Annotated in this window: 23 protein-coding genes, 1 tRNA gene and 1 pseudogene; 17 read left to right on the top strand and 8 right to left on the bottom strand. The window is 66.3% G+C overall.

Features of this window, described 5'->3' with window-relative positions; genetic code table 11:
• The first annotated feature begins 2 nt into the window (after positions 1–2).
• The 3 genes from JIP62_RS11615 to JIP62_RS11605 all read left to right on the top strand — a co-directional run bounded on the left by JIP62_RS11615 (position 3) and on the right by JIP62_RS11605 (position 1585).
• Positions 3–818 carry a succinate dehydrogenase iron-sulfur subunit gene (locus JIP62_RS11615; RefSeq protein WP_201102339.1) on the top strand — a complete coding sequence of 272 codons (816 nt, stop codon included), beginning with the start codon at positions 3–5 and terminating at the stop codon, positions 816–818.
• A gap of 65 nt (positions 819–883) precedes the next feature.
• Positions 884–1204, top strand: a complete 321-nt coding sequence (locus tag JIP62_RS11610) for a 2Fe-2S iron-sulfur cluster-binding protein (RefSeq protein WP_201102338.1) — start codon at positions 884–886, stop codon at positions 1202–1204.
• Between the two features lie 54 nt (positions 1205–1258).
• Complete coding sequence (locus JIP62_RS11605) at positions 1259–1585, top strand: PilZ domain-containing protein (protein WP_201102337.1); 327 nt, start codon at positions 1259–1261, stop codon at positions 1583–1585.
• Positions 1586–1672: 87 nt separating this feature from the next.
• On the opposite strand, the gene JIP62_RS11600 is transcribed toward JIP62_RS11605, so the two are convergent.
• Entirely contained in the window at positions 1673–2524 is an 852-nt protein-coding gene (locus JIP62_RS11600; protein WP_201102336.1) for an HAD family hydrolase, read from the bottom strand.
• A gap of 114 nt (positions 2525–2638) precedes the next feature.
• Positions 2639–4918 carry a sensor histidine kinase gene (locus JIP62_RS11595; RefSeq protein ID WP_201102335.1) on the bottom strand — a complete coding sequence of 760 codons (2280 nt, stop codon included), beginning with the start codon at positions 4916–4918 and terminating at the stop codon, positions 2639–2641.
• 106 nt (positions 4919–5024) lie between these two features.
• Here JIP62_RS11595 and JIP62_RS11590 point away from each other — a divergent pair, with 106 nt between their 5' ends.
• The 4 genes from JIP62_RS11590 (at position 5025) to JIP62_RS11575 (ending at position 10721) form a co-directional block, all read left to right on the top strand.
• On the top strand, positions 5025–5441 hold the full coding sequence (locus JIP62_RS11590; protein WP_201102334.1) for a metallopeptidase family protein: 417 nt from the start codon (positions 5025–5027) through the stop codon (positions 5439–5441).
• Between the two features lie 87 nt (positions 5442–5528).
• Positions 5529–8504, top strand: coding sequence for a M16 family metallopeptidase (locus JIP62_RS11585; RefSeq protein WP_201102333.1), 2976 nt, complete (start codon positions 5529–5531; stop codon positions 8502–8504).
• Positions 8505–8735: 231 nt separating this feature from the next.
• A complete protein-coding gene (locus tag JIP62_RS11580; RefSeq protein ID WP_201102332.1) occupies positions 8736–9164 on the top strand; it encodes a DUF2141 domain-containing protein in 429 nt (142 codons plus the stop codon).
• 75 nt (positions 9165–9239) lie between these two features.
• Positions 9240–10721: a carotenoid oxygenase family protein gene (locus JIP62_RS11575; RefSeq protein WP_201102331.1), complete on the top strand. Its 1482-nt coding sequence runs from the start codon at positions 9240–9242 to the stop codon at positions 10719–10721.
• Here the strand turns inward: JIP62_RS11575 and JIP62_RS11570 are convergent.
• A complete protein-coding gene (locus tag JIP62_RS11570) occupies positions 10718–11488 on the bottom strand; it encodes a LytTR family DNA-binding domain-containing protein (protein ID WP_201102330.1) in 771 nt (256 codons plus the stop codon). The genes JIP62_RS11575 and JIP62_RS11570 overlap by 4 nt on opposite strands.
• A gap of 63 nt (positions 11489–11551) precedes the next feature.
• On the bottom strand, positions 11552–12268 hold the full coding sequence (locus JIP62_RS11565) for a TetR/AcrR family transcriptional regulator (RefSeq protein WP_201102329.1): 717 nt from the start codon (positions 12266–12268) through the stop codon (positions 11552–11554).
• Between the two features lie 179 nt (positions 12269–12447).
• Between JIP62_RS11565 and JIP62_RS11560 the strand changes: the two genes are divergently transcribed.
• A complete protein-coding gene (locus tag JIP62_RS11560) occupies positions 12448–14658 on the top strand; it encodes a TonB-dependent receptor (RefSeq protein WP_201102328.1) in 2211 nt (736 codons plus the stop codon).
• Positions 14659–14781: 123 nt separating this feature from the next.
• Entirely contained in the window at positions 14782–16104 is a 1323-nt protein-coding gene (locus JIP62_RS11555; protein ID WP_201102327.1) for a spinster family MFS transporter, read from the top strand.
• Between the two features lie 43 nt (positions 16105–16147).
• Here the strand turns inward: JIP62_RS11555 and JIP62_RS11550 are convergent, their stop codons facing one another.
• The 4 genes from JIP62_RS11550 to JIP62_RS11535 form a co-directional block, all read right to left on the bottom strand.
• Positions 16148–16402: a DUF1150 family protein gene (locus JIP62_RS11550; protein ID WP_201104728.1), complete on the bottom strand. Its 255-nt coding sequence runs from the start codon at positions 16400–16402 to the stop codon at positions 16148–16150.
• A gap of 61 nt (positions 16403–16463) precedes the next feature.
• Positions 16464–16955 carry an Hsp20 family protein gene (locus JIP62_RS11545; RefSeq protein ID WP_201102326.1) on the bottom strand — a complete coding sequence of 164 codons (492 nt, stop codon included), beginning with the start codon at positions 16953–16955 and terminating at the stop codon, positions 16464–16466.
• A gap of 106 nt (positions 16956–17061) precedes the next feature.
• A tRNA-Ala gene (locus tag JIP62_RS11540) sits at positions 17062–17137 on the bottom strand.
• 181 nt (positions 17138–17318) lie between these two features.
• The gene (locus tag JIP62_RS11535) at positions 17319–17774 is read right to left on the bottom strand and encodes a TIGR02300 family protein (RefSeq protein WP_201102325.1); all 456 of its coding nucleotides are present in this window, start codon (positions 17772–17774) and stop codon (positions 17319–17321) included.
• A gap of 208 nt (positions 17775–17982) precedes the next feature.
• Here JIP62_RS11535 and aroA point away from each other — a divergent pair, with 208 nt between their 5' ends.
• The 8 genes and pseudogenes from aroA to JIP62_RS11495 all read left to right on the top strand — a co-directional run bounded on the left by aroA (position 17983) and on the right by JIP62_RS11495 (position 24696).
• Positions 17983–19227 carry a 3-phosphoshikimate 1-carboxyvinyltransferase gene (gene aroA, locus JIP62_RS11530; RefSeq protein WP_230974743.1) on the top strand — a complete coding sequence of 415 codons (1245 nt, stop codon included), beginning with the start codon at positions 17983–17985 and terminating at the stop codon, positions 19225–19227.
• Positions 19228–19230: 3 nt separating this feature from the next.
• Positions 19231–19617: a RidA family protein gene (locus JIP62_RS11525; RefSeq protein WP_201102323.1), complete on the top strand. Its 387-nt coding sequence runs from the start codon at positions 19231–19233 to the stop codon at positions 19615–19617.
• Positions 19614–19901, top strand: coding sequence for a hypothetical protein (locus JIP62_RS11520; protein WP_201102322.1), 288 nt, complete (start codon positions 19614–19616; stop codon positions 19899–19901). The genes JIP62_RS11525 and JIP62_RS11520 overlap by 4 nt, the downstream gene beginning before the upstream one ends.
• Positions 19898–20047 (top strand): annotated as a pseudogene (locus JIP62_RS11515) ((d)CMP kinase); the annotation flags it as partial. The gene JIP62_RS11520 and the pseudogene JIP62_RS11515, both read left to right, overlap by 4 nt.
• A 338-nt stretch (positions 20048–20385) precedes the next feature.
• Positions 20386–21042, top strand: a complete 657-nt coding sequence (cmk, locus tag JIP62_RS11510; RefSeq protein WP_201104727.1) for a (d)CMP kinase — start codon at positions 20386–20388, stop codon at positions 21040–21042.
• A gap of 197 nt (positions 21043–21239) precedes the next feature.
• A complete protein-coding gene (rpsA, locus tag JIP62_RS11505; RefSeq protein ID WP_201102321.1) occupies positions 21240–22943 on the top strand; it encodes a 30S ribosomal protein S1 in 1704 nt (567 codons plus the stop codon).
• A 133-nt stretch (positions 22944–23076) separates the two neighbouring features.
• A complete protein-coding gene (locus tag JIP62_RS11500; RefSeq protein WP_201102320.1) occupies positions 23077–24213 on the top strand; it encodes a serine hydrolase domain-containing protein in 1137 nt (378 codons plus the stop codon).
• 192 nt (positions 24214–24405) lie between these two features.
• On the top strand, positions 24406–24696 hold the full coding sequence (locus tag JIP62_RS11495; RefSeq protein WP_201102319.1) for an integration host factor subunit beta: 291 nt from the start codon (positions 24406–24408) through the stop codon (positions 24694–24696).
• Positions 24697–24707 lie beyond the last annotated feature (11 nt).

Raw genomic sequence — 24707 nt, 5'->3', positions numbered from 1 at the left:
ACATGGTTCAGCTTACGCTTCCGCGCGGCTCCAAGCCCAGCAAGGGCAAGGTCCACAAGGCGCCGGCCGGTGCCAAGAACGTCAAGACCTACAAGGTCTATCGCTATGACCCCGAGGTCGATGCCGCGCCGCGCTGGGACGAGTTCCAGGTCTCGTCCGACGATCACGGCCCGATGCTGTTGGACGCCCTGATCCACATCAAGAACGAGATCGACCCGACCCTGTCGTTCCGGCGCTCGTGCCGCGAGGGCATCTGCGGCTCGTGCTCGATGAACATCGACGGGCGCAACACCCTGGCCTGCACCAAGGGCTGGGACGAGTGCCAGTCCTCGACCATCGCCATCGCGCCCCTGCCCCACCAGGCTGTGGTCAAGGACCTGGTCACCGATCTGACGCTGTTCTACGCGCAATACGATTCCATCCAGCCCTATCTGCAGTCCGACGATCCGGACCCCACGACCGAGCGGCTGCAGTCGCCGAAAGATCGGGAAAAGCTGGACGGACTCTACGAGTGCATCCTGTGCGCCTGCTGCTCGACGTCCTGCCCCAGCTACTGGTGGAACCAGACGGAATATCTGGGCCCGGCGGCCCTGCTGCAATCCTATCGCTGGATCGCCGACAGCCGTGACGATGCGACCAACAAGCGGCTGGACGACCTGGAAGATCCATTCAAGCTGTATCGCTGCCACACGATCATGAACTGCGCCCAGGTCTGCCCCAAGGGGCTGAACCCGGCCAAGGCCATCGCCGAGACCAAGAAGCTGATGGTCAACCGGCCGGCCGATCGCAAGAAGACGGCGGCCAGGGTCCCGGCCTGATCGCCCACACGAAGTCCTCATGCGGTGGCATTGTCGCCATGCGCAGCAACCCCTAAGCCCGCGTCATGGCCAAGATCACCTATATCGAGTTCGACGGATCCGAACATGTCGTCGACGTGAAGCCGGGGCTGTCGGTGATGGAGGGTGCGATCCGGAACAATGTTCCGGGGATCGACGCCGACTGCGGCGGGGCCTGCGCCTGTGCCACCTGCCACGTCTATGTGGACGAGGCCTTTCAGGAGGCTGCCGGCAAGGCCAGCGCGATGGAGGAGTCCATGCTGGATTTCGCCGAGAATGTTCAGCCGAACAGCCGTCTATCCTGCCAGATCCGGGTCAGCGACGCCCTGGACGGCCTGATCGTTCGCCTGCCCGAGAGCCAGCACTGATCGCCGCATCCCTCTGAACGATCTGGAAACTCTTCCGTCGTTCTGTGTTCTGACATGATACCGTCCGAAAACCGCCGCCTGGAAGTCCGCACGCCCACGCGGGTCAATGGCATCATCGTCGCTCCAGGGCTGGAGGTCGGCTGCGTGATCGCCGACCGCTCGGCTGGCGGTATGCGGGTTCGGATGGAGCGCAACCTGTCCCTGCCCCGCCAGGTCGTCGTCATCGACGTGCCCCAGGCCACCGCTCACGAGGTGGATGTGATCTGGCAGAAGGGTCAGGAGGCAGGGTTGAAACAGCGCAGCCAGGCTTCGCTGAAAGGCCTCGTTCCTTCACGCCTGACCGCCGCGCGCGCCGCCCTGCTCCGGGCAGGCGGGCGTTGAGCCGAACGCTCACATAGCGCGCGATCGTATCGAGAACCGGCTCAAGCAGCGAGCGACCGCGTCGCCAGCCGCAGCCGAAGGACCTGCCTAGATATCCTTCATCGTCCCGGCATTGATGGCGATGCGGCCGATCAGTCCCTTCACGATCAGGTCCAGCGGCTGACCTTCGCGATAGTCGGCGGCAGCGACGAAGTTCACCCGGTCCTCCGAGATCAGGCCGTAGATCTTCTTCTGGTCCTTTTCGGAATTGCGCGGATCATAGACGGCGATCGAAAAGCCGCCCTTGGTGTGCATCATCTTCATGGTCGGCACATCGGTGTCGCCATCGCCCAGGAAGATCATCCGCTCGAATGGGACGGCGCGCTCGTCGTCGGGCACGAATTTGTTGATCCGCTCGTGGTCCCAGTGGTTCAGCACGCCCTTGTTGATGCGGAACAGATACTGGGTCTTGGTGGTGTAGTTCACGCCGACCGCCGGCCAGATGGCGACACCGTGGTCGTCATAGGCGAATTTCGATGCGAAGACGTGTTTGAACGCCTCGCGGATCGGACAGCCGTCGATCATCTCCTCCAGCCCGGCCGAGATGATGTAGTGCTCGATTTCCAGGCCATATCTGGCCCCAACGGCATCGATGCGCTCGAACCATCCCGAGCCCGTCAGGTCCGACTTCAGCCCGTCGAACAGCTTTACGTCCTCGCCATGCTCGCGCAGCAGCTTCTTGGTGATCGGCTGGCCGTTCTCGCGAGCCCGCTGCAGCATCAGCTGCATGTACATCAGGATGTTGTCGCCATCGACCGACTTGGTCAGCCGGTCCGCCTCGCCCCAGAAGTCGCCGATCCCCATGCCCACCGACGGGATGAAGGTGACTTCCTGCATGTTTCCCCGGGCCAGGGTGCCGTCGAAATCATAGATGAGGGCGGTCTTGAGACGGGGGGTCATGGTGTGTCCAGCGCGTGACAGTGGCTAGTGGCTAGTGGCTCGTTCCTGCCGTGTCAAAATCGCAGGGGCGACACCCGAACCGGCATGCTCAATTCCTGGTCAGGAAGCCGGTATTCACGACCCCAGCGCCAGTTCCGGCATTGCCGCCTCGCCGGCGGCTTCCAGCGGCAGATGCAGGATGAAGGCCGCGCCCTTGCCCGGCTCGCTCTCGACCTCGGCCCAGCCGCCGTGAAGTTCCACGATCGCCTTCACCAGCGCCAGACCGACGCCCGGTCCGCCGCGCTCGCGCTTGACGAAGCGGTCGAACACATGGGCCTGCAGGTGATAGGAGATGCCCCGGCCGGTATCTTCGACCCGGATGCGGACCTCACCGGCCCCCGCCGCGGCGATCAGGGCGACATGGCCGCCCTCGGACACGGCACGAGCCGCATTCTCCAGCAGATGATCGACCACCTGCCCCAGGCGGCGGCCGTCTGCGCGGATGGGGGCCAGCCCGGCCGGGATCGTGATGGCCAGGGTGGCACCGCGGCCCTCGACACGGGCGCGGATCCGGTCGCCGGCCTGTGTCAGCAGGTCGTTCAGATGGACATCGCCCAGCGACAGCTCCATCTCTCCGGCATCGATCTGGGCCATGTCGAGGACGTCATCGATCGACCGGGCCAGTTGGCTGGCGGCGACGCGGATGGCACCGGCATGCTGGCGACTGCGTTCGGGCAGGTCGCCCAGGGTTTCCAGAAGCTCGGAATAGCCGACGATGGTCGTCAATGGCGTGCGCAGTTCATAGGAGACGCTGCCCACGAACTCCCGCTTCAAGGCCTGGCTCTCCTTCAGCGCCGCCTCGCGCTGTGCCAGGGCCTGTTCCAGCTCCCGCCGCGCCGTGACGTCCGAGAACGCGACCAGGGTGGCCCCATCGGGCAGGGGCCGGGTCTGCCAGGCAGCGATCCGGCCATCGCCGGTCCGACCTTCGCCTGAGATCGGCACGCGGCTTTCCGGATCGGGATCGGCGACGCGCGCCTTCAGGCCCAGCCACAGGGCGGGATCGGGCAGGCTGGCCTTGCAGAGCGATGCTACGGCCTCGAAATCGCCCGCCTCGGTCAACTGTTCGGCGGACAGGCCCCAGAAGGCCTCGAACGCCTCATTGTGCAGACGCAACCGGCCATCCGAGCCGAAAACGGCGACGGCGTCGTTCAGCTTGTCCAGAGTGGCCGTCTGGACCTGAATCTGGGCGTTGAACCTGGCCCGCAGCTTCAGCTCGTCGGTGATGTCGGAAAAGATCAGCAGGATGCCGCCCAGCGGGTGCGGCTGACGCACCACCCGGAGGGTCCGGCCATCGGGCAGGGACCAGCTGTCATCCGGCGATGCCTTGGCCTCGCCATAGAAATCCAGCTCGTGCGCCTTCCACCCGGCATAGTCCATGACCTCGGGCAGCAGCCGGCGCTGGCGCAAGCGGTCCAGCAGTTCGGCGTGGGTCGGCCGCTCGTCCAGCCAGGCCGGGTCCAGCCGGAACAGGGTCTGGAACGCCGTATTGTGGAAGGCCAGCCGCTTGGACGGGCCAAAGATGGCGACCGCATCTGCCAGATGGTTCAGCGTCTCGTCATGGGCGGTGACGTGGCGGCGCAGGGCGTCGCGGGTTTCCTCGACGTCGGTGGTGTCGATGGCGAAGACGGTCACGGCCCCGGTCCCGCCCGGAGCCGGCTCGGCCACGATCCGCCAGGCCCGGCGCCGACCGTCGGCCGCCGTGGTCCAGCGGAAACCCTCATGCCGACTACCCAGCCTTGCCGCCTCTGCCGCCACGGCGTCGGCCCCGCGATCGAAGCTCAGGCCCTGGGCCTTGGCCGCATCCAGGCTGTCGCTGCGGGTTTCGGTCAGCCAGGCCCGATTGGCCCAGGCCAAGGCCCCGGACGCATCCATGACCCAGGTCGGCACGGGCGAGGCATCGACCAGCAGGCCAAGGCCGCTCTCAGTCCCTTCGGTCACGGCCTCCAGCGGCGACAGGCGCAGCCACGCCTGGCCGGCAACGGCACGGCCCTCGACCCGCCATGTGCGAGAACCGATGGTCGCGATCCGATCGAAGGGGCAGCCCTCCTGGGCCAGGGCGGTCAAGGCCGCTGCGTCCACGGCCTGGCCGACATCAGACAGGGCGGCGACCGCCTCGGCATCGCCCAGAGGATGGCCCAGGCTCCCGTCCGGGTGAACGACCATTCGCACATCGGAAAACGCCGCCAGGGCGGCCTCACGACGAGCGAGATCGCCCTGAAGTTCCGCCGTATGATCGGCCAGCAATGACCGGGCCGCCGCAGCGCGTGTGGTGAACCGCCATGTCCAGGCACTGACAGCCAGGGCCAGTCCCGCTGCCCCGGCTGCGGCTACATAGGCGATGTCCGCTTCAGCCATCCCTGCCCCGGCCCATGGCGCCGATGCGCCGATCCGTAACGATTCGGTCACCATAACGCATGCAGCGCCCATTGCGACCCGATCACGCGCGGACGATATCGCCAGAATGACCCAAACCGCCCTCTCCGGCTGGACCGATCTGACCGCGCCGTCCCTGGACGATTTCGCCGCGATTGCCCGAGCGGCCTTCGATGCCCTGCCCGAGCCCTTCCGCAGTCTGTCGGGTGAGGTGGTGATCCGCGTCGACGATTTCGCCGATGAGGCCACCCTGGCCGAAATGGGGATAGAAGACCCGTTCGAGCTGACCGGTCTTTATCATGGCGTCGATATCGGACGGCGCGATAGCCTGGGCCCTGCGGCCGAGCCCTCGCGCATCTTCCTGTACCGCCGTCCGATCCTGGACGAATGGTGCGACCATGGCGGGATCACACTCAGCGAACTGATCGCCCACGTCCTGATCCACGAAATCGGCCACCATTTCGGCCTGACCGACGACGACATCGATCGCGTCGAGGCGGAGTAGTCGGCATTACGAAAGTGTAAGGTCGCTTGGCGGCTCGGGTGTGCGACCCTGCCCTCCTGAAATTTCGGCGGATTGAGGACGATTCCGATGCAGACCCTGAAAATGACGCGCCGTTCCATGCTGACAGGCAGTCTGATGGCGGGCGCGGCGCTGGCTGCGTTCCAGCCCAGCCTGGCCCAGGCTGCGGCCCTGGCTCAATCGGCGGCTCCGGCAGGGGACATCTATCCGTTCCCGACCCACATCCGCGACCTGCCCAACGGCCTGCGCGTCATCGTGGTCGAGACAGGCTTCCCCGACATTGTCTCGCTGCAGATCCCGGTCTCGGTCGGGTCGCGCAACGAGGTCGAGCCGGGCAAGTCGGGCTTTGCCCACTTCTTCGAACACATGATGTTCCGCGGCACCAAGACCATGTCGGGGCCCGAATACAATGCCACGCTGAAGAGCATGGGCGCCGACTCCAACGCCTATACGTCGGATGACCGCACCAACTATCACATGACGATCAACAAGGAGGACCTGGAGACGGCCCTCCGGATCGAGGCCGACCGGTTCCAGAACCTGGAGTATTCCGAGCCGGACTTCCGCACAGAGGCCCTGGCGGTGCTGGGCGAGTACAACAAGAACGTCGCCAACCCGATCTCCAAACTGTTCGAGGTCCAGCGCAACGCCGCCTTCACGACCCACACCTACAAGCACACGACGATGGGCTTCATCGCCGACATCGAGGCGATGCCGGATCAGTTCGACTACAGCCGCCAGTTCTTCGACCGCTATTACCGCCCGGCCTATACGACCATCATCATCGCCGGCGACGTGCAGCCGGACGCGGCCTTCGCCCTGGTCGAGAAATACTGGAGCGACTGGCAGGCGGGCCCCGAGCTGCCGCCGGTGCCTGCGGAGCCTGCGCCCAATGGCCCGCTCTATGCCCATGTGCCCTGGGACAGCGAGACCCTGTCCTGGGTCAGCGTCGCCTTCCGCGGACCGGGGGCCTATCCGACCGCGAACAATCCGGCCGCCGGTGACATGCAGGCGCTGGACGTTCTGAGCGCCTATGCCTTTTCCCCGTCCTCGCCGCTGTATCAGCGGCTGGTGGTGACCGAACAGAAGCTGCAGGCCCTGGCCGGCTATTTCCCGGACAGCCTGGATCCCGGCCTGATCGGCGTCCTGGCCCAGGTGAAGGACAAGGCGGACATCCCCTATGTCCGCGAGGCCATCCAGCAGGAACTGGCCACCATGCGGACGACCCCGGCCGATCCGGCCCGTCTGGCCGCGATCCGCAGTTCGCTGAAGTATGGTTTTGCCGCAGGCCTGGACAATACCGAGTCCGTCGCCGACGCAATCGTGCCGGTGGTCGCCGCCACCCGCGATCCGGGCACGCTGAACGCCGTCTATCGGGCCTATGACGCCATCACGCCGGACGACATCCTGCGCGTGGCCAACACCTATTTCACCGATAAGGGCATGATCATCACGACCCTGGCCTATGGCGACCTGCCCGAGGGCGGCGATGCCAAGGGCAGCGTCGATGCCAAGGTCGGCGCAGCGTCTGCGGCTCCGGTTGCGGCGCTCGCGGCCCCGGCGGCGATCGCGTCTCGCCCCGTGCTGGAGCCATCCGCGCGTCAGGTGTTCCGCGAACTGATCGAGCCCAGCGCCTCTCCCCTGATCGACGTCAGCCTCAGCTTCCGCACCGGCTCGGTCGATGATCCGGAGGGCAAGGAGGGCCTGGCCGCCCTGACCGCCGAGATGGTCACCGGCGCGGGCAGCAAGGCCCTGACCTATGCCCAGATCCAGCAGGCCCTGTTCCCGATGGCCGCCGGTTTCGGTTCGATCGTCGACAAGGAGATGACCACCTTCTCGGGCACCGTCCACCGCGACAATCTGGATGGCTGGTACGACGTCGTCATGGGCCAACTGCTGGAGCCCGGCTTCCGTGAGGAAGACTTCCGCCGCGTCAAGGCCGCCACCGTCAGCGGCATCCGCGTCGCCCTGCGTGGCAACAACGACGAGGAACTGGGCAATGAGGTGCTGTACGAGCACCTGTACGCCGACCATCCCTATGGCCATCTGTCCACCGGTCACGCAGCGGCTGTCGAGGCACTGACGCTGGACGACGTCCGGGCCTTCTATGCGGCCCACTACACCCAGGCGGCCCTGACCGTCGGCGTGGCGGGGGCACCGGGCGACGCCTTCCTGAACCGTCTGCGCGGCGACCTGGGGGCTCATCTGCCGACCGGCCGCCCTGCCAATCGCCGGATCGCAGCGGCCGCCCGGCCCGAGGGCCTCAAGGTCACTGTGGTTGAGAAGGACACCCGCGCGGCGGCCATTTCAATGGGCTTCCCGATCGAGGTGAAGCGCGGCCATCCCGACTTTGTGGCCCTGTATCTGGCCCGCGCCTATCTGGGCGAGCACCGGTCGTCGTCCTCGTATCTGTACCAGCGGATGCGTGAAATCCGGGGCATGAACTACGGGGACTATGCCTATACGGAATACTTCCCGGCGGGCATGTATCTGACCGCCCCGCCCGCCAATGTGGCCCGCAGCCAGCAGGCCTTCCGCATCTGGATCCGCCCGGTCCCGCTGGAGCAGACCCACTTCGCCATTCGCATCGCCAAATACGAACTGGACAAGCTGGTTCGGGACGGCATGAGCGAGGCCGATTTCGAGGCGACCAAGAGCTTCCTGGTCAAATCGACAGGCCTTCTGACGGCACGCCAGGGTGTGCACCTGGGCTACAGCCTCGATCAGGCCTTCTATGGTTTGGGCACCTTCACGGCTTACATCCGGGACGGCCTGGCCACCCTGACGCGGCAGCAGGTGAATGATGCGATCGCTCGCCACCTCAAGAGCGACGACATGGCCATTGTGGTGGTGACCTCTGGTGCCGAGGCCTTGAAGACGGCCCTGGTCGACGACGTCGCCTCGCCCATCACCTATGCCTCCGAAAAGCCCGCCGAGATCCTGGAGGAGGACAAGGTCATCGCCGTCTATCCGCTGGACCTGGATGCTGACGATGTCCGCATCGTGCCGGTGGGCGAGGTGTTCGAAAAAGACCTGTTCGGCTGATCGCCGGACATTCGCGAAAGGGGCCGGATCTTCGTCAGAGGGTCCGGCCCTTTTTCATTTGTGGCGGACGCGTTCGTTCGCGCTTCGCCAGTGGACGAACATGGTCATTGGCGAAGGCGGCACGGCCACCGCCGCAAGTCCGCTGGCGGGGTGGGCCGGGCGGGGTGAGTGTCGGGACGTCGAGGCCCGGCGGTCGGGTCTCCCGCTTTCAGACCTAACAGGACCCACACCATGAAGACCTTCGCCATCGCCGCTTCCGCCGCTGCCCTGATCCTGTCCGCCGCCGGTGCGGCCCTCGCCCATGAGCCCACCTCCGTAACCTTCGAATTCGAGACCGGCGAGCGCGGCGGTGCCGTCATGGTGGCCCTGTTCGACAGTGAGGCAGGCTACGAGGGCAGCCGCCCCGTCGGGGCCCAGACGGTGTCGGTGTCGGGCCGCATCACCCGCGTCACCTTCGAGGGCCTGGCCCCCGGCGACTATGCGATGAAGGCCTTCCACGACGTGGACGGTGACGGCGAAATGGACTCCAACCCCTTCGGCATGCCGACCGAGCCCTATGCCTTCTCCAACAATGCGGTCGGCAACATGGGCCCGGCCCGCTGGGACCGGGCCCGCTTCGAAGTGGCCGGCCCGACTGTCCAGACCATCAGCATTCGTTGATTGGGCCTATCGCGCCTGGCGCTACCTGCGGCCCGTGATGCCGGGCCATGTCGTCAACCTCACGGAACCCCTGCCATGATCCCTTCTCGTCGATCCTTTCTGATGGGGGCTGCGGCCCTGTCCGCCGCTGTCGCCACGCCCGAAATGGTCCGGGCGGCGGCGGCCCAGGATATGGCCCTGGCGCGAGGCGGGGCCGACTGGGCCCTGGCCACGGCGGATCTGGAGGGCGACATCGCCCCCCGGGCCCTGTCGCTGGTCCGGGGGCGGGCTCCGGTCGATCTGGCCGGGACGCTGTTCCGAAACGGACCGGGCAAGTTCCGGCGTCCGGGTGGATCGGCGACCCACTGGTTCGACGGCGACGGCCTGATGCGCGCCTTCCGCGTGGAGGGGGGTCAGGTGACGCTGGACGCCCGCTTTGCCGACACGCCCAAGCGCCGCACCGAAACCGAACTGGCCGCCGTGGTCACCCCCGGCTTCGGGACGGCAGGCGACGATCGGGCCCGCATCGGGTCGAACGACGACGCCAATGCGGCCAATACCTCGGTGATGGTTGCGGGGGATCGGGTCTGGGCGCTGTGGGAGGGCGGCTCTCCCCTGGGCATGAGCGCATCAGATCTCGGCACCGATGATTTCATTACCCTTCGGCGCGACCTGAAGGGCATGCCGTTCCAGGCCCACCCCCGCCAGGCACCCGACGGCACCTTGTGGAATATCGGGCTGAATGGCGACAAGGCCATCGTCTGGCACCTGAACAGTGATGGCGGCCTGATCGACGCCCAGCTCCTGCCGCTGCCGCGGGCCAGCTATATGCACGACTTCACCGCCACGGCCCGTCATCTGGTGATCGTGCTGCAGCCCTGGGTGTTCGAACGGTCGGGCATGCCGTTCGCCAGCCAGTTCGCCTGGCATGCCGACATGGGCACCCAAGTCATGGTCGTGGACAAGTCGGACCTGAGCCGCCACCGCATCTTCGAACTGCCGACCTTCTCCTATTTCCACCTCGGCGACGCCTGGGAGGATGCCTCCGGCACGATCCGGTTCGACGTGGCGGCGGGCAAGGACGTGGCCTTTGCCGTGGAGGGCGCGCGGGTTCTGGTCGAGGGTCGCGGCACCGTGCCGGGCGAACCGGCGGTCATGTCCCTGGTCTCGCTCCATGCCGATGGCCGGGCCGAGATGGTCTCCAGCGGCATCAGCGGCGAGTTTCCGAAGAGCGACCCGCGCCGCGCGGGCCTTGCGCGCACGCGAACCGTCCATGTCACCGGCGAGAGCGGCGGACGTCCGCTGGCCACGGGCGTTGCGGTTCACGACTGGTCCACGGGCCGCTCGGACGGCTTCGACTTTGGGCCCGATCACGTTGTCGAGGAAATGCTCTATGTCCCCAAGCCGGGCCGCAGCGGAGAGGCCGAGGCCTGGCTGGTCGGACCGTCGATCAACCTGCGCCGGGGCGTCACGGAACTGCATGTGTTCGACGCAGCCCATGTATCGAACGGTCCTTTGGCCACATGGCGCGCAGAGGTCGTTCTGCCCGCCGGTTTCCATGGGACGTGGAAGGGCTAATACCAGCCCGCGTCGCGAAGGCCCTTGGCATGGCGGCGGCTGACCGGTGCGGACAGGTCGCCGTCCAGGGTCAGGGTCGCCCGCCCGTCGCCCCGACTGACGCCGCGCACGGCGGCCTTCGCGACCCACCAGCTGCGATGGGTCTGCGCGCCTTCCAGGCCCTCCAGCTCCTCCAGGGCGTCGGACAGCCGCATCAGGATCAGATCCGAGCCGCGATCGGTATGGATCCGCAGATAGTGGTCTTCCGCCTGGACAGCCCGGATCGTGGCGCCTCTCAGCTTGGGCGGCAGACGGTCCAGAAAGCGGGACGGGGTGGCCCCCGTCGGCGCCGCATGGGTCTGGCGCGGTTCGACGCGCGCCAGGAAGACATTGATCGCGCTGACCGCCGCCGTCACCGTCACCACCGGTCCAAGCATATAGGGCAGAGCCGCCAGCGGCATCATCGCGCCGCTGAAGACCGGCCCCGTGACCGCCCAGACCACGACGGACAGCGGCCCCGAAATGACCAGGGTCAGCACCAGAACCGACAGCCAGGGTCGCTCGTCCAGATCGACGAAGCGGGCGACGAACAGCGAGCAGCCGTGGGCCCACAACGCCCCAGCGAACATCATCGGCACCCAATAGGCCAGCCGGAGCCACAGAGCAGCCCCTCCGGTATTGAAGGCCCCCGTCAGAGCCAGAACCAGGCCCGCGCCTCCCGTCACGACCAGCCCGCGGATCAGGGCGCGCCGTTTTCGATGGGATTCATCCTGATCGCCTTCCGCCATGGGCCACTCCTTCGTCCGGCCGTCTGAGACCATGGATTCGCGATCGATTGAAGGGCGGATACTCTAGGGGCGGTCGGTGCAGACGGCGCGGAACCCTGCCGCAGCGAAACGCACCATGTAGTCGCAGGCGCTGTCCAGATCGCCGGACCGGCACAGCCCCCCCGAAAGCCGGTCCAGCCGGCCTGTCTCGCCCAGGGTCAGCGTCAAGGCGCCCGACAGATTGTGATAGGCCCAGTAAAGATCGACCTCTGCCGCGCCGGGCAGGACCTGTTTGATCAGTTCGATCAGCCGCCGGATCGCGGGGTCGAAATAACGCGCCATGGTCTCGCCCCCGAAGGCCGGATTGGCGTTGGTCTGCGCCACCAGGGCCGAATAGTGTTTCCACCCCGGCCCTCCCTTCAGCGACCATTGAAACGGTGGTCGAAGAAAGGCTTCCAGCAGACCCTCCAGCGTCATGGCCTCGCCCGCTTCGCGCGCATAACGGTTGATGGCATCGACCCGGTCATTGTTCCAGACCTCGGCCCGTCTCAGGAAAACGGCGTCGAACAGCCCGCGCTTCGCCCCGAAATAATAGTGGACCAGGGCCGTATCCACGCCGGCCTCGCGGGCCACCTCCCGGATCGTCACCCCGTAGAAGCCGTGCTTGGAAAAGAGATCTTCGGCCGCGTCCAGAATCATGTCCCGCGTGTCGCCCGCCGCCGCGGCACGGGCCTTGGGCGGCCGTCCCCGGCGCGGCAGTCCAGGTTCGACGTTCGGCGAGGGAACTGGCAGCTTGGTCATGGCGCGACGCTAGGCTGATGTCGCCTCCCTGTGCAACGGGGCCACACGGTTCGCAGAACCTTCCCCATGGGTAAGCGCGACCGTTTGACAGAAACCGAGATTGCGGTCATTTTGCGGAAAATCATTGAACGCTGAATAAAAGCGTCATCGGGAACGACACACAGGAACTGGGGACTTCAATGAATAAATTCGTCAAGACCGCCTTGATGGCGGGAGCCGCCTGGAGCGCGCTTTCGACCTTCGCCATGGCCCAGGACGTCGCGGGTCCGGGAGATGAGGCGACCAGCGTCGATGAGATCGTTGTCACCGCCCGCCGGCGCGACGAAGCCTTGAAGGACGTGCCGATCGCGGTGTCGGCCATCAGTTCGGAACGCCTGGACCAGACCGGCGCCTCGGACATCACCGCCCTGCAACAGCAGACCCCGAACGCCACGGTGCAGATCGCCCGCGGTTCCAACTCCACCCTCATCAGCTTCATCCGCGGCGTCGGCCAGCAGGACCCGCTGTGGGGCTTCGAGCCGGGCGTGGGCCTGTACATCGACGACGTCTATGTGGCCCGTCCTCAAGGCGCCGTGCTCGACATCTTTGACGTCAACCGCATTGAAGTGCTGCGCGGCCCGCAGGGCACGCTCTACGGCCGCAACACCATCGGCGGCGCGATCAAATATGTGACCAAGCGCCTGGGCAATGAGCCCAGCTTCCTGGGGCGCGGCACCATCGGCTCCTATGACCAGCGCGACTTCCTGATGTCGGCCTCCGTGCCGCTCAGCGACACCTTCGCCGTCGGCGGTGCCGTGGCCGTGTATAACCGCGACGGTTTCGGCCAGAACCTGACCACCGGTCAGGAGCACTATGACAAGGACGTCAAGGCGTTCCGCGCCAGCGCCGAATGGACGCCCAGCGACAGCTTCTTCCTGCGCCTGGCCTATGACCGCGTCGAGGACGATTCCAGCCCGCGTCACGGCCACCGCGAGGTCAACTCCACGACCGGCGGCTTCACCCCTCCCGCCGACATCTACGACACCCAGGCGGGCCTGACCGGCGAGCAGTCGGTGGTCACCGAAGGTGTGGCTCTGACGGCCGAGTACGTGCTGAGCGACAGCCTCACCTTCAAGTCCATCAGCGCCTATCGCAGCGGTGACACCCAGACCGTCATCGACTTCGACCAGACGCCCCTGCCGACCCTGGACGTCCCGGCCATCTATTCCGACGATCAGTTCACCCAGGAACTGCAACTGCTGTTCACGGGCGAGCGCTGGTCCGGTGTCGCGGGCCTGTTCTATCTGGATGGCACCTCGTCGGGCGTGTTCGACACCATCGCCGGAAACCTGGGCGTCGTGATCGCGGCCGCAGGATCGGTCGAGACCGAATCTTTCTCGGCCTTCGCGGACTTCAGCTTCGACCTGTCGGACCGGCTGCACGCCTCGATCGGTGGCCGCTACACCCGCGACGACAAGACGGGCGAGGTCTTCCGCGCCTTCTATCTGGGCGCGACCCGGTCGCCGCTGACGGGTGGCACGCCGCGCGCCATTCTGCAGACCCGCACCAACTACACCGCCTCGGACACCTTCGAGCAGTTCACCCCGCGGGCCAGCATCTCCTATGACTTCAGCGACGACCTGACCGGCTATGCTTCGGTGGGTCAGGGCTTCAAGTCGGGCGGCTGGGACATGCGCGGCGACGCCTTCCTGGTCCCGCAGACGGTCAATGGCTATGAGCCGGAGACGGTCACGACCTATGAAATCGGCCTGAAGGGCTCGGCCTTCGATCGCCGCCTCTCCTTCGCTTCGGCGGTCTTCTATTCGGACTTCAAGGACCAGCAGATTACGACCCAGCAGGTCGCGACCCCGCCGGCCACGGGCATTGCCTCGGTGGTCGACAACGCCGGCGCCTCGACCATCTACGGCTTCGAACTGGAAGGCACCGCCTATCTGACCGACAGCCTGACCTCGACCGTCTCGCTCGGCTACCTGAAGAACGAGTTCGACGAGTTCATCACCCTGGTCACCGGCACCCCGGTCGACATCTCCAACAGCCGCACCCCGCAGAACTCGCCCGAATGGTCGGCGTTCTGGAGCCTGACCCACAGCAGCACTGTGGCGGGTGGCGATCTGCGGATCACGCCTTCGGTGTCCTACCGCTCGGATTTCCACCTGTTCGACGCGCCGGACCCGGTGCTGGACCAGGACGGCTATGCTCTGGTCGACCTGGCCATCATCTGGCGCGCGCCCTCCGGTGCCTATGAGTTCGGCGTCGTCGGTCGCAACCTGACGGACGAGGAATACAAGGTCGGCGGCTACAACTTCGCCGGTGCCACCTTCAACAACTCGATCTCGGCCTTCTACGGCCCGCCGCGCACGGTTTCGGCCTCGGTCACGCTGCGGTTCTGATCCGGCCCGGCATCTGAAACGAGAAGGGGCGGCGGTTCGATCACGGACCGCCGCCCTTTTTGTTGGCGTGGCTGAAAACGCCCGCTACCGTCCATCCAAAGATAGAAAACCACGGGAAACGCCATGAGCACCACAGAGGCCATCGAGCGGGGCATCGGCCCGGCCGCCAACCGGGGCTACCGCGCCTATGTGCTGGCGCTGCTGATGGTGGTGTACACCTTCAACTTCATCGACCGGCAGATCCTCGCGATCCTGCTGCCCTACATCAAGGCCGAGCTGAACTTCACCGATGGCCAGCTGGGCCTGCTGGGCGGCCCGGCCTTCGCCATCGTCTATTCGACCCTGGCATTGCCGATCGCCTGGTTCGCCGACCGTGTCAGCCGGGTCTCGATCGTCGGGGTGTCCCTGGCGGTCTGGAGCGGATTTACCGCCGTCTGCGGCTTTGCGACGGGCTTCTGGACCCTGTTCGGCGCACGCATGGGCGTCGGAGTCGGCGAGGCGGGCGGCGTGGCTCCCTCCTATTCGCTGGTCGCGGACTACTTCCCCAAGTCCCAGCGGGCGCGGGCCCTGGCCTTCTATTCGTTCGGCGTGCCGATCGGCACCGCCCTCGGCTATCTGTTCGGGGGCCTTCTGGCCGAACACATCAACTGGCGGATCGCCTTCATGATCGTGGGCGGTGTGGGCGTCCTGCTGGCCCCGCTGCTGAAGTTCACGGTCAAGGACCCGGTCCGGGGCGGGTTCGACCGCGTCGCCAGCGCCGAGGGCACGCCTGAGGTGAACCATGTTCCGACCAAGGCGGCGGGTTTCACCGAAGTCTGGGGCGTGCTGCTGAAGAAGCCCAGCTTCTGGTTCCTGGCCTTCGGTGCGGCCTGTTCTTCGGTCTATGGCTATGGCGCGGCCTTCTGGCTGCCCAGCTTCTTCCAGCGGTCACTGGGGATGGAGGGCGTGGACCGCGCCCTCTATATCGCCGGCATCGCCTTCATCGGCGGCACCGTGGGCATCTGGCTGGGCGGCTGGCTGGCCGACAAACTGGGCAAGGGCACCAAGAAAGCGCCCTATCCGCTGGTTCCGGCCGTCTGCTTCATCATCGCCGTGCCCATGTTCTTCCTGGCCATGAATGTTCAGGACAAGTGGCTGGCCTTTGCCCTGTTCCTGATCCCGCAAGCCTTGTCCCTGGCCTGGCTGGGCCCGGTCGTGACGGCGGTCCAGCACCTGGTTCCGGCCCATATGCGATCGACCGCCTCGGCCAGCTTCCTCCTGATCAACAACCTGGTCGGGATCGGCCTGGGCATCTATCTGCTGGGCGCGGTCTCCGACTATCTGACCCCGCGGTTTGCCGAGGAAGCCCTGCGGTACTCGCTGTATGTCGGCCAGTGGTTCTATGCTCTGGCGGCGATCCTTCTGATTATCGCGGCCCGCAGCCTCCGCCGCGACTGGGTCGACTAAGCACGTCGGGCGGACCGTGGCACAGATCGCCCGGTCCGCCCCGTCAGTGAACGGAAACGGGCTCGAGCTCGTGCGCCACGGCGGCAGCGAAGGCGGAGGCCCGGTCGACCATGACCGCCAGACGCTCTCCGTCGGCGCTGTGAACGGCATAAAGGGTCTGGGTCGGATCGATTTCCAACCCGCGCGTCTCCGCGATCTGGGTGTCGGCCAGAACGTCGGCCGCACTGATCTCGCGCACATAGACGAGGTCGGGTGCGCCCAGACCAGCAAAGTCTTCTTTTGTCATCAACGGCGTCATCATCGACCGCCTCCTTCTTGTTCACTAACGCCGCTGGAAGCCGGCGGTTCTATCGCGTCGCTCAGCCCGTGGTGATCGGGATCCGACGCACCGTCTGGACGTCTTCCGGCCGGGTCAGGTCGACATGCAGCAGACCGTGCTCCAGCCGGGCCTGTTCAACCTCGAGACCGTCAGCCAGGACAAAGGTCCGCACGAAGCCGCGTGCGGCGATGCCGCGATGCAGGAAGGCTGCGGCCTCATCACCGCCTTCGGCCCCCTTGGCGGCCGGCTCGCGCTTGCCCGCCACGACCAGCTGACGCCCTTCCAGGGTCACGGCCAGATCCTCGGGGGCGAACCCGGCCACGGCCAGGGTGATGCGAACCGAATGGGTCCCGCGCTGCTCGACGTTGTAGGGGGGATAGCTCTCGGCCGCCGCCTTTGCCGCCCGGTCGATAAGGGCCCGGGTATGGTCGAAACCCAGCAGGAAGGGGCTGTCGAACAGAAGGGTTCGTGTGGTCACGGCGCGTCCTCGAACAAAGCGACTGCGGATCCGGCCCCCACCCGGAAGTGGCATGGGGACCCTGAGCCGAACGATATGGGATGAGCGGTCGTATCCGGCAAGCGCGCCGCGATCGGCCCGCAAATGGAAAAGGCCGCTTCCTGTTCGGAAGCGGCCTTTATGGTGGAGCTTAGCGGAGTCGAACCGCTGACCTCTTGCATGCCATGCAAGCGCTCTACCAGCTGAGCTAAAGCCCCGAACCTCTGAGCACCAGGGCCCTTTGGTCGGATCGTCGGTTGTTCCGAAATCGGAAGGCCCCGGCGAGGCGGCGGAACCTATGTCAGGGTCTTTTTGCGATCAACCCCAATCAGAGGATTTATTTGCGTTCTTGCCTGTCGCGCCCCGGGACGGCCCGAGGCGCGACAGGCAGAGCGGTCATCAGTCCTCGTCGTCGCCGGGTTTGACGATCTCATCTTCGAAGCTGTCGTCGTCTTCGTCCTCGATGAAGGGGACCGAATCGTCATCGTCGTCGTCCAGGACGTCGTCGTCGCCGGCTTCGCCCATGCCGGGCTCTTCGGCCGGGTCGACCGGGGCCTCGTCCTCATCGTCCGGCGTCAGAATCGGCTCATGGCCTTCCTCGTCGATCTCAGGCGTGACGACGGCTTCTTCTTCGTCCTCGTCGCCATCGGCGGACTTGTCCTTGACCTGATCTTCAGCTTCGTCATCGGCAGCATAGCCACCGGGACGAGTGCGGCGGCTGCGCAGCTTCAGCGCCTCTTCCGGATCGAAATCGGTCGCGCATTTGGGGCAGTGGGCCGGGCGGCGGCCCAGATCGTAGAATTTGGCCTGGCAGTTCGGACAGATCTGCTTGGCGCCCAGTTCGGGATTGGCCACGGATAAGACCTTTGGCGGGGAGTGGAAATCGGGGGCGTCCCTTGCCACTCGGCGGGCCCGCTGTCAAAAGCCATCTTCCGCGCCGCCTCCCCGGCTGGGCGTCTCGCCGCCAGCCCGGAGCCGATCCCCGGTGACACAGCCCTCTCATCTGACTGCCCGCCCCGCCCCGTCACTGAACGGCACTGCGCGCGCGCCGGGCGACAAGTCCATGTCCCATCGCGCCCTGATCCTGGGCGCAATGGCCACCGGCACGACCGAGATCGAGGGTCTGCTGGAGGGCGACGACGTCCTGGCCACCGCCCGCGCGGTCAAAGCCTTTGGCGCCACGGTCGAGCGACTGGGCGTCGGTCAGTGGCGGGTGACGGGCCAGGGTGGGTTCCGCACGCCGGCGGACGTCATCGACTGCGGCAATGCCGGCACGGGCGTCCGGCTACTGATGGGGGCCGCGGCAGGCTATCCGATCACGGCGACGTTCGACGGCGACGCCAGCCTGCGCAAACGGCCCATGGGCCGGGTGACCGATCATCTGGAACGGATGAGCGCGCGGTTCGACTGGAGCGGGGCCAGAGGCCTGTTGCCTGCCGATCTGACGGGCGGAAGCCTCTCGGCCATCGACCATGTGCAGACCGTCGCCTCGGCCCAGGTCAAGTCCGCCATCCTGCTGGCCGGGTTGAACGCTGTGGGCATCACGACCGTGACCGAGCCGGAGCCCAGCCGGGATCATACCGAGCGGATGCTGAGGGCCTTTGGTGCCGTGGTAGAGGTGGAGACGCTGGACGAAGGCTGGCGCGTGTCGCTGACCGGCGGACAGGCCCTGACCGGCACAGGCGTCGCCGTCCCGGGCGATCCGTCCTCGGCCGCCTTCCCGCTGGCGGCGGCCCTGATCGTGCCGGGCTCCTCGGTGACCGTGGAGGGGGTGATGCTGAATCCGCTGCGCACCGGCCTGTTCCAGACCTGGATCGACATGGGCGCCGATCTGACGATCACCAACCGGCGCAGCAGCGGCGGCGAGGAGGTCGGCGACATCACCGCGCGGCACTCGCGTCTGAATGGCATCGTCGTGCCGGAGGATCGCGCTGCCTCCATGATCGACGAATATCCGATCCTGGCCGCGACCGCCGCCTTTGCCGACGGTGCGACCGTCATGCGCGGCATCGGCGAAATGCGGGTCAAGGAAAGCGACCGGATCGCCCTGATGGCAGCGGGCCTGGCCGCCTGCGGCGTGGCGGTCGAGGAAGAGGCGGAAGGCTTCACCGTGACCGGATCGAACGCCGTGCGCGGCGGGGCGACCGTCACCACCCACGGCGATCACCGCATCGCCATGAGCCATCTGATCCTGGGCCTGGCCGCCGAACAGGCGGTGACCGTGGACGAGCCCGGCATGATCGCCACCAGTTTCCCCGGCTTTGTCGCGCTGATGCGTGGGCTGGGCGCCGACATCGCGGAGGCCTGACCGATGCGCCGCCTGATTTCCTCCGGCTCCAGCTTCGAAGCCCAGATCGGCTATTCCCGCGCCGTCGTGGACGGGGACTGGGTCTTCGTGTCGGGGACCACCGGCTTCGACTATGCCGACATGACGATTTCGGACGACGTCGCGGTCCAGACCGAACAGGCACTGAAGAACATCGCCGCCGCCCTGACCGAGGCGGGGGCCAGTTTCGCCGATGTGGTGCGGGTGCACTATCTCTTGCCGGACGCCGCCGATTTCGAGGCCTGCTGGCCCGCCCTGGGCCGGGCCTTCGGCGAAGTGCGGCCCGCCGCGACGATGATGCAGGTCGGTCTGGCCGATCCCCGAATGAAGATCGAGATCGAGGTGACGGCGCGTCTGGGAAGCGCCGCATGACAATCCACGGCCCCGCCGGCGATCCCCGTCCCTATTTCGAGTTTGCGGCGGTTACTTTCGCCGTTTGCTGCCTTTTCGCGGTTTTCGCTGTGATTGATGCGTCAGATGGCCAAACCCGCATGGGCAGGCGTTCAATGGTTACACTGGAAGACAACCCCAAGGGCTTCAGAGGCGCGCTGATCGCGAACTATGGCCTCTACACGGTCGGTGCCCTGGTTGGCTCGGTGGTCGGTACTGTGGGTGGATTGGCCATCCAGGCAACAAACCGGTCATCAATGCCATGAACTTCGTGATCGCCGTCGATGGCCCCGCCGCCTCGGCAAAGGGGACGGTCGCCTCGCGGCTGGCGCAGGTCTGTGGCCTGCCCTTCCTGGATACCGGCCCGCTGTACCGGGCGGTCGGCTTCGTCGCACGGATGCGTGGCCGGGGCACCGACTTCGGATGAGCCGGAGGCGGCGGGACCGTGACGACCGGCGGATCGGCCGGAAGGGCCTGGCGATGATCGCGGCCGTCTCCGCGGTGGTCCTCTGGTACGGTTACAACATCATTTTCGAGGCGCGCATTCCCCTGCGCCACGGCGACATCACCTATGCGGACCAGCCGGGGACGTTCGGCTGGCTGGTCGCGGCGATGGTGATCCTGCCGGTGCTGGCGATCACGTTTTCCGCCATCCATATCGCGCGCAAACGCGGTGGTCTGGACGCCCTGATGGACCGCCGCGCCAACCAGCCCTTGGACAAGGCGGTGCGCAGAACCTACCAAGCGGCCATGGTGCCTTCTCTCCCTCTCGTTATCGCCGTCGATGGACCTGCCGCCTCGGGAAAGGGGACGATCGCGTCTCGGCTGGCGCAGGTCTACGGCCTGCCCTTCCTGGATACTGGCCTGCTGTACCGGGCGGTCGGCATGGGCGTGCTGTCCGCCGGGGCGGACCTGTCGGATGAGGCGGCGGCCGAGGGGGTGGCGCGGGCCCTGGATGCGGACGGCCTGTCGGACGATCCCCGGCTGACGACAGGCGAGGCGGGCGAGGCGGCCAGTCGGGTCGCGGGCTATCCGGGCGTGCGGGCCGCCCTGCTGGAACTGCAGCAGGCCTTTGCCAGCCAGCCGGGCGGGGCCGTTCTGGACGGTCGCGACATCGGTACGGTGATCGCGCCGAACGCACCGGCAAAACTGTTCGTCACCGCCACGCCGCAGGTCCGCGCCCGCCGCCGCTGGAAGCAACTGCACGACCGGGGCGACGCCATCACCTATGAGGCCATGCTGGCCGACATCCAGCGGCGGGACGAGCGGGACGCCGGGCGCGGGGCCGCCCCGATGGTCCAGGCGCCAGACGCGGTCTTGCTGGATACCACCGAGATGGATATAGAGACGGCCTTCGATGCGGCCCGCCGTATCGTCGAGGCCGCGCGCGCCCGGTACAGTCTCTAGCCTCCCTCAAATAGCGCCTGGCGCGATAGGGAAGCAAAAAGGCGATCGGGCAAATCCAACGCGCAGGGCTCGGCCACCGCGGGCGTTCTGACGGCCTGACCGTCTCGTGTCCTGCGACCGACGTCCAACCTCCACCTTCACCTCGCGCGGGGCCAATCGGTCACGCGCCACAGCCCTTAAGAAAACCCCAGAGTTACATGACCGATACCATGACCCCCTCGCGCGACGATTTCGCCGCGCTTCTCGATGAGACCCTGCAGGGCCGCGATCTCGGCGAAGGCCAGGTCGTCCACGGCCGCGTTGTCGGCATCGAGAAGGACATCATCATCATCGACGTCGGTCTGAAGACCGAAGGCCGCATCGCTGCCCGCGAGTTCGGCATCGGCGAAGGTGCTGTCATCCCCAAGGTCGGCGACAATGTCGAAGTCTATCTGGAGCGCGTCGAGAACGCTCTGGGTGAAGCCGTCATCAGCCGCGACAAGGCCCGCCGCGAAGAAGCCTGGACCCGTCTGGAAGTGGTCTTCGCCGAGCAGCAGCCGGTCATGGGCGCCATCGTGGGCCGCGTGAAGGGTGGCTTCACCGTCGATCTGGGCGGTGCCTCCGCCTTCCTGCCGGGTTCGCAGGTCGACATCCGCCCCGTGCGCGACGTCGGCCCGCTGATGGGCAAGGAACAGCCCTTCGCGATCCTGAAGATGGACCGTCCGCGCGGCAACATCGTCGTCTCGCGCCGCGCCATCCTGGAAGAAGCCCGCGCCGAACAGCGCACGGAGCTGGTCGGCCAGCTGCAAGAGGGTGAAGTCCGCGACGGCGTCGTCAAGAACATCACCGACTACGGCGCGTTCGTGGACCTGGGCGGCATCGACGGCCTGCTGCACGTCACCGACATGAGCTGGAAGCGCGTCTCGCACCCGTCGCAGGTGCTGGCGGTCGGCGACACGGTCAAGGTTCAGATCGTCAAGATCAACCCGGACACCCAGCGCATCAGCCTGGGCATGAAGCAGCTGCAGTCGGACCCGTGGGACGGCGTCGAAGCCAAATACCCGGTCGGGGCCAAGTACTCGGGCCGCGTCACCAACATCACCGACTACGGCGCCTTCGTGGAACTGGAAGCCGGTGTCGAAGGCCTGGTCCACGTTTCGGAAATGTCCTGGACCAAGAAGAACGTCCATCCGGGCAAGATCGTCTCCACCTCTCAGGAAGTGGACGTGGTCGTCCTGGACGTCGACAGCTCCAAGCGCCGGATCTCGCTGGGCCTGAAGCAGGCGCAGGACAATCCGTGGGATGCCTTTGTTGCCGCCAACCCGGTCGGCTCCACCGTCGAGGGCGAAGTCAAGAACGCCACCGAGTTCGGCCTGTTCATCGGCCTGGACAACGACATCGACGGCATGGTGCACCTGTCCGACCTGGACTGGAACGTCTCGGGCGAAGAGGCCATCCAGCGCTATCGCAAGGGCGAGATGGTCAAGGCCAAGGTCCTGGACGTCGACGTCGAGAAGGAACGCGTCTCGCTGGGCATCAAGCAGCTGGGCGGCGATCCGATGGAAGGCGACACCTACAAGAAGGGTCAGATCGTCACCGTCACCGTCACGGCGATCGAGTCCGGCGGCATCGAGGTCAAGTTCGGTGAAGACGACGCTCCGGTGTCGAGCTTCGTCCGCAAGTCGGACCTGTCGCGCGATCGCGGCGAGCAGCGCCCCGAGCGCTTCTCGGTCGGGGATCGTCTGGATGCCATGATCACGAGCATCGACAAGGCCACGCGCCGCGTCTCCGTCTCGGTCAAGGCCCTGGAAATGAAGGACGAGGCCGAGGCCATCGAACAGTTCGGTTCGTCGGACTCCGGCGCGTCGCTGGGCGACATCCTGGGCGCGGCGCTTCGCGAGAAGACCGCTCCCAAGGAATAGTCCGAGGGAAAGCTTCCAGATCGGCTTGCGCTGATCGGATGACCTGAAGGAGAGGGCGGCCGGAGCGATCCGGCCGCCCTTTCTGTTTGTTCTGTGGCTGGCTAAGGTCGCCACCTGGTCGGGGAGGCACATCATGAATCGCAGGCAGGCATTGTTCGGACTGGCAGGTCTGGCCGCGGCTCCCCTGATCGGGGGTGCGCGCCAGGTCCAGGACACCGGCGACCTGTGGGCCCGCATCCGGGCCATGGGTGAGGCAATCATCGCCGAGGGCCTGACGCCCGGTCTCCAGATCAGCGTCAGGCAGGGCGCAGAAGTGGTGTTCCAGCAGGGCTTCGGTCAGGCCAATGTCGAGACCGCCACCCCGATGACGGCGAGCAGCGTCCTGCGGATCGGCTCCCTGACCAAACAGTTCACCGCAGCGACGCTTCTGCTGCTGGAGGCTGAAGGCCGGCTGTCGCTGACCGATCCGCTGTCGCGGTTCCTGCCCGATTTCCCGCGAGCGGCCGATCTGACGCTGGAGCGGATGCTGGACCACACCTCCGGCCTCGGCAACTATACCGATGCCGCCAGCCTGAACACCTTTCTCCAGGCTGGCCGGCCGGACCGATCAATGGCCGAGATGGTCGAGATCATGAAGGCATCTCCCGGTTTGCAGGCCTTCGAGCCCGGCACCGGCTGGGCCTACAGCAACACCGCCTATGTCCTGTTGGGGGCCGTGATCGAGAAGGCGTCGGAACGTCGCTATGACGTGGCGATGAAGGAGCGCCTGTTCACCCCCCTGGGTCTGAACGACACCGCTGTCGACGACGCGTCCCAGATCGTGGCGCAGCGCGGCTCTGGCTACACGCCCACCCTGGCCCCCGGTGTGTTCCAGAACGCCTCCTTCATCTCCATGTCCTACCCGGGCGCGGCCGGATCGATGCGATCGACCACGACGGACCTGTGCCGCTGGCATCAGGCCCTGCTGGGCGGGAAGGTGCTGTCGGCGGCGGCCCTGGCACGCATGCTTACACCGGCCACCCTGGCGGACGGCAGCCTGCCGATGCAGGGCGGATCGCCCATACGCTATGGGCTGGGCCTCTCGATCGGCGAGGCAGCGGGCCGTTCCCTGATCAGCCATTCAGGCGGCATCCAGGGCTTCTCTGCGTATCTCGGCAGCTATCCGGACAACGGCCTGACCGTAGCCACCATCGTCAATGTCGATGGGGGACCGGCCGGAGCGCGCGTCCAGGCCATGAGGGTCGCGATCCGCGACGGACTGCTGTCCTGAAAATTCCCTTTGCGCATGAACCCGCGCCAAGCTTAACTGTACGGGATCGGACACTTAAGGATGATTTGACCGGTCAATAGACCTTTGGACCCTTTCTCGCCCGGCAGGCGAAGGCTAGGGTAGTGCCGCGGCCGCGTCAGGAGCCGCACCGCGAGCTTGGTGAGACAGGCATAGAGGGCGGGGGCCCATGACATGATCAAATCGGAACTGATCGAGAAATTGGCGGCCGAGAACACCCATCTGACCCATGCCGAGGTCGAACGGGTGGTCAACATCGTTCTGGGCCGGATGGTGGACACCTTGTCCGATGGTGGCCGCGTCGAGCTGCGCGGTTTCGGGGCCTTCTCCGTCCGCAGCCGTCCGGCGCGCGCTGGACGCAACCCGCGCACCGGCGAAACCGTTGACGTCCCCGCCAAGTCCGTCCCCTTCTTCAAGAGCGGCAAGGAACTGCGCGAGCGCCTAAACGCGTCCGGCGACGCTTGATTTTTGGAGTA

This window comes from Brevundimonas vitisensis, from assembly GCF_016656965.1.
In the GTDB taxonomy this organism is placed as follows: domain Bacteria; phylum Pseudomonadota; class Alphaproteobacteria; order Caulobacterales; family Caulobacteraceae; genus Brevundimonas; species Brevundimonas vitisensis.
The sequence above is the reverse complement of the archived record's forward strand: the minus strand, read 5'-3'. Positions and strand labels throughout refer to the sequence as shown.

Coding starts and splice junctions, on each gene's coding strand:
- JIP62_RS11615 (WP_201102339.1), top strand. CDS start 3: ATGGTTCAGCTTACGCTTCCGCGCGGCTCCAAGCCCAGCAAGGGCAAG.
- JIP62_RS11610 (WP_201102338.1), top strand. CDS start 884: ATGGCCAAGATCACCTATATCGAGTTCGACGGATCCGAACATGTCGTC.
- JIP62_RS11605 (WP_201102337.1), top strand. CDS start 1,259: ATGATACCGTCCGAAAACCGCCGCCTGGAAGTCCGCACGCCCACGCGG.
- JIP62_RS11600 (WP_201102336.1), bottom strand. CDS start 2,524: ATGACCCCCCGTCTCAAGACCGCCCTCATCTATGATTTCGACGGCACC.
- JIP62_RS11595 (WP_201102335.1), bottom strand. CDS start 4,918: ATGGCTGAAGCGGACATCGCCTATGTAGCCGCAGCCGGGGCAGCGGGA.
- JIP62_RS11590 (WP_201102334.1), top strand. CDS start 5,025: ATGACCCAAACCGCCCTCTCCGGCTGGACCGATCTGACCGCGCCGTCC.
- JIP62_RS11585 (WP_201102333.1), top strand. CDS start 5,529: ATGCAGACCCTGAAAATGACGCGCCGTTCCATGCTGACAGGCAGTCTG.
- JIP62_RS11580 (WP_201102332.1), top strand. CDS start 8,736: ATGAAGACCTTCGCCATCGCCGCTTCCGCCGCTGCCCTGATCCTGTCC.
- JIP62_RS11575 (WP_201102331.1), top strand. CDS start 9,240: ATGATCCCTTCTCGTCGATCCTTTCTGATGGGGGCTGCGGCCCTGTCC.
- JIP62_RS11570 (WP_201102330.1), bottom strand. CDS start 11,488: ATGGCGGAAGGCGATCAGGATGAATCCCATCGAAAACGGCGCGCCCTG.
- JIP62_RS11565 (WP_201102329.1), bottom strand. CDS start 12,268: ATGACCAAGCTGCCAGTTCCCTCGCCGAACGTCGAACCTGGACTGCCG.
- JIP62_RS11560 (WP_201102328.1), top strand. CDS start 12,448: ATGAATAAATTCGTCAAGACCGCCTTGATGGCGGGAGCCGCCTGGAGC.
- JIP62_RS11555 (WP_201102327.1), top strand. CDS start 14,782: ATGAGCACCACAGAGGCCATCGAGCGGGGCATCGGCCCGGCCGCCAAC.
- JIP62_RS11550 (WP_201104728.1), bottom strand. CDS start 16,402: ATGACGCCGTTGATGACAAAAGAAGACTTTGCTGGTCTGGGCGCACCC.
- JIP62_RS11545 (WP_201102326.1), bottom strand. CDS start 16,955: ATGCCACTTCCGGGTGGGGGCCGGATCCGCAGTCGCTTTGTTCGAGGA.
- aroA (WP_230974743.1), top strand. CDS start 17,983: ATGTCCCATCGCGCCCTGATCCTGGGCGCAATGGCCACCGGCACGACC.
- JIP62_RS11525 (WP_201102323.1), top strand. CDS start 19,231: ATGCGCCGCCTGATTTCCTCCGGCTCCAGCTTCGAAGCCCAGATCGGC.
- JIP62_RS11520 (WP_201102322.1), top strand. CDS start 19,614: ATGACAATCCACGGCCCCGCCGGCGATCCCCGTCCCTATTTCGAGTTT.
- cmk (WP_201104727.1), top strand. CDS start 20,386: ATGGTGCCTTCTCTCCCTCTCGTTATCGCCGTCGATGGACCTGCCGCC.
- rpsA (WP_201102321.1), top strand. CDS start 21,240: ATGACCGATACCATGACCCCCTCGCGCGACGATTTCGCCGCGCTTCTC.
- JIP62_RS11500 (WP_201102320.1), top strand. CDS start 23,077: ATGAATCGCAGGCAGGCATTGTTCGGACTGGCAGGTCTGGCCGCGGCT.
- JIP62_RS11495 (WP_201102319.1), top strand. CDS start 24,406: ATGATCAAATCGGAACTGATCGAGAAATTGGCGGCCGAGAACACCCAT.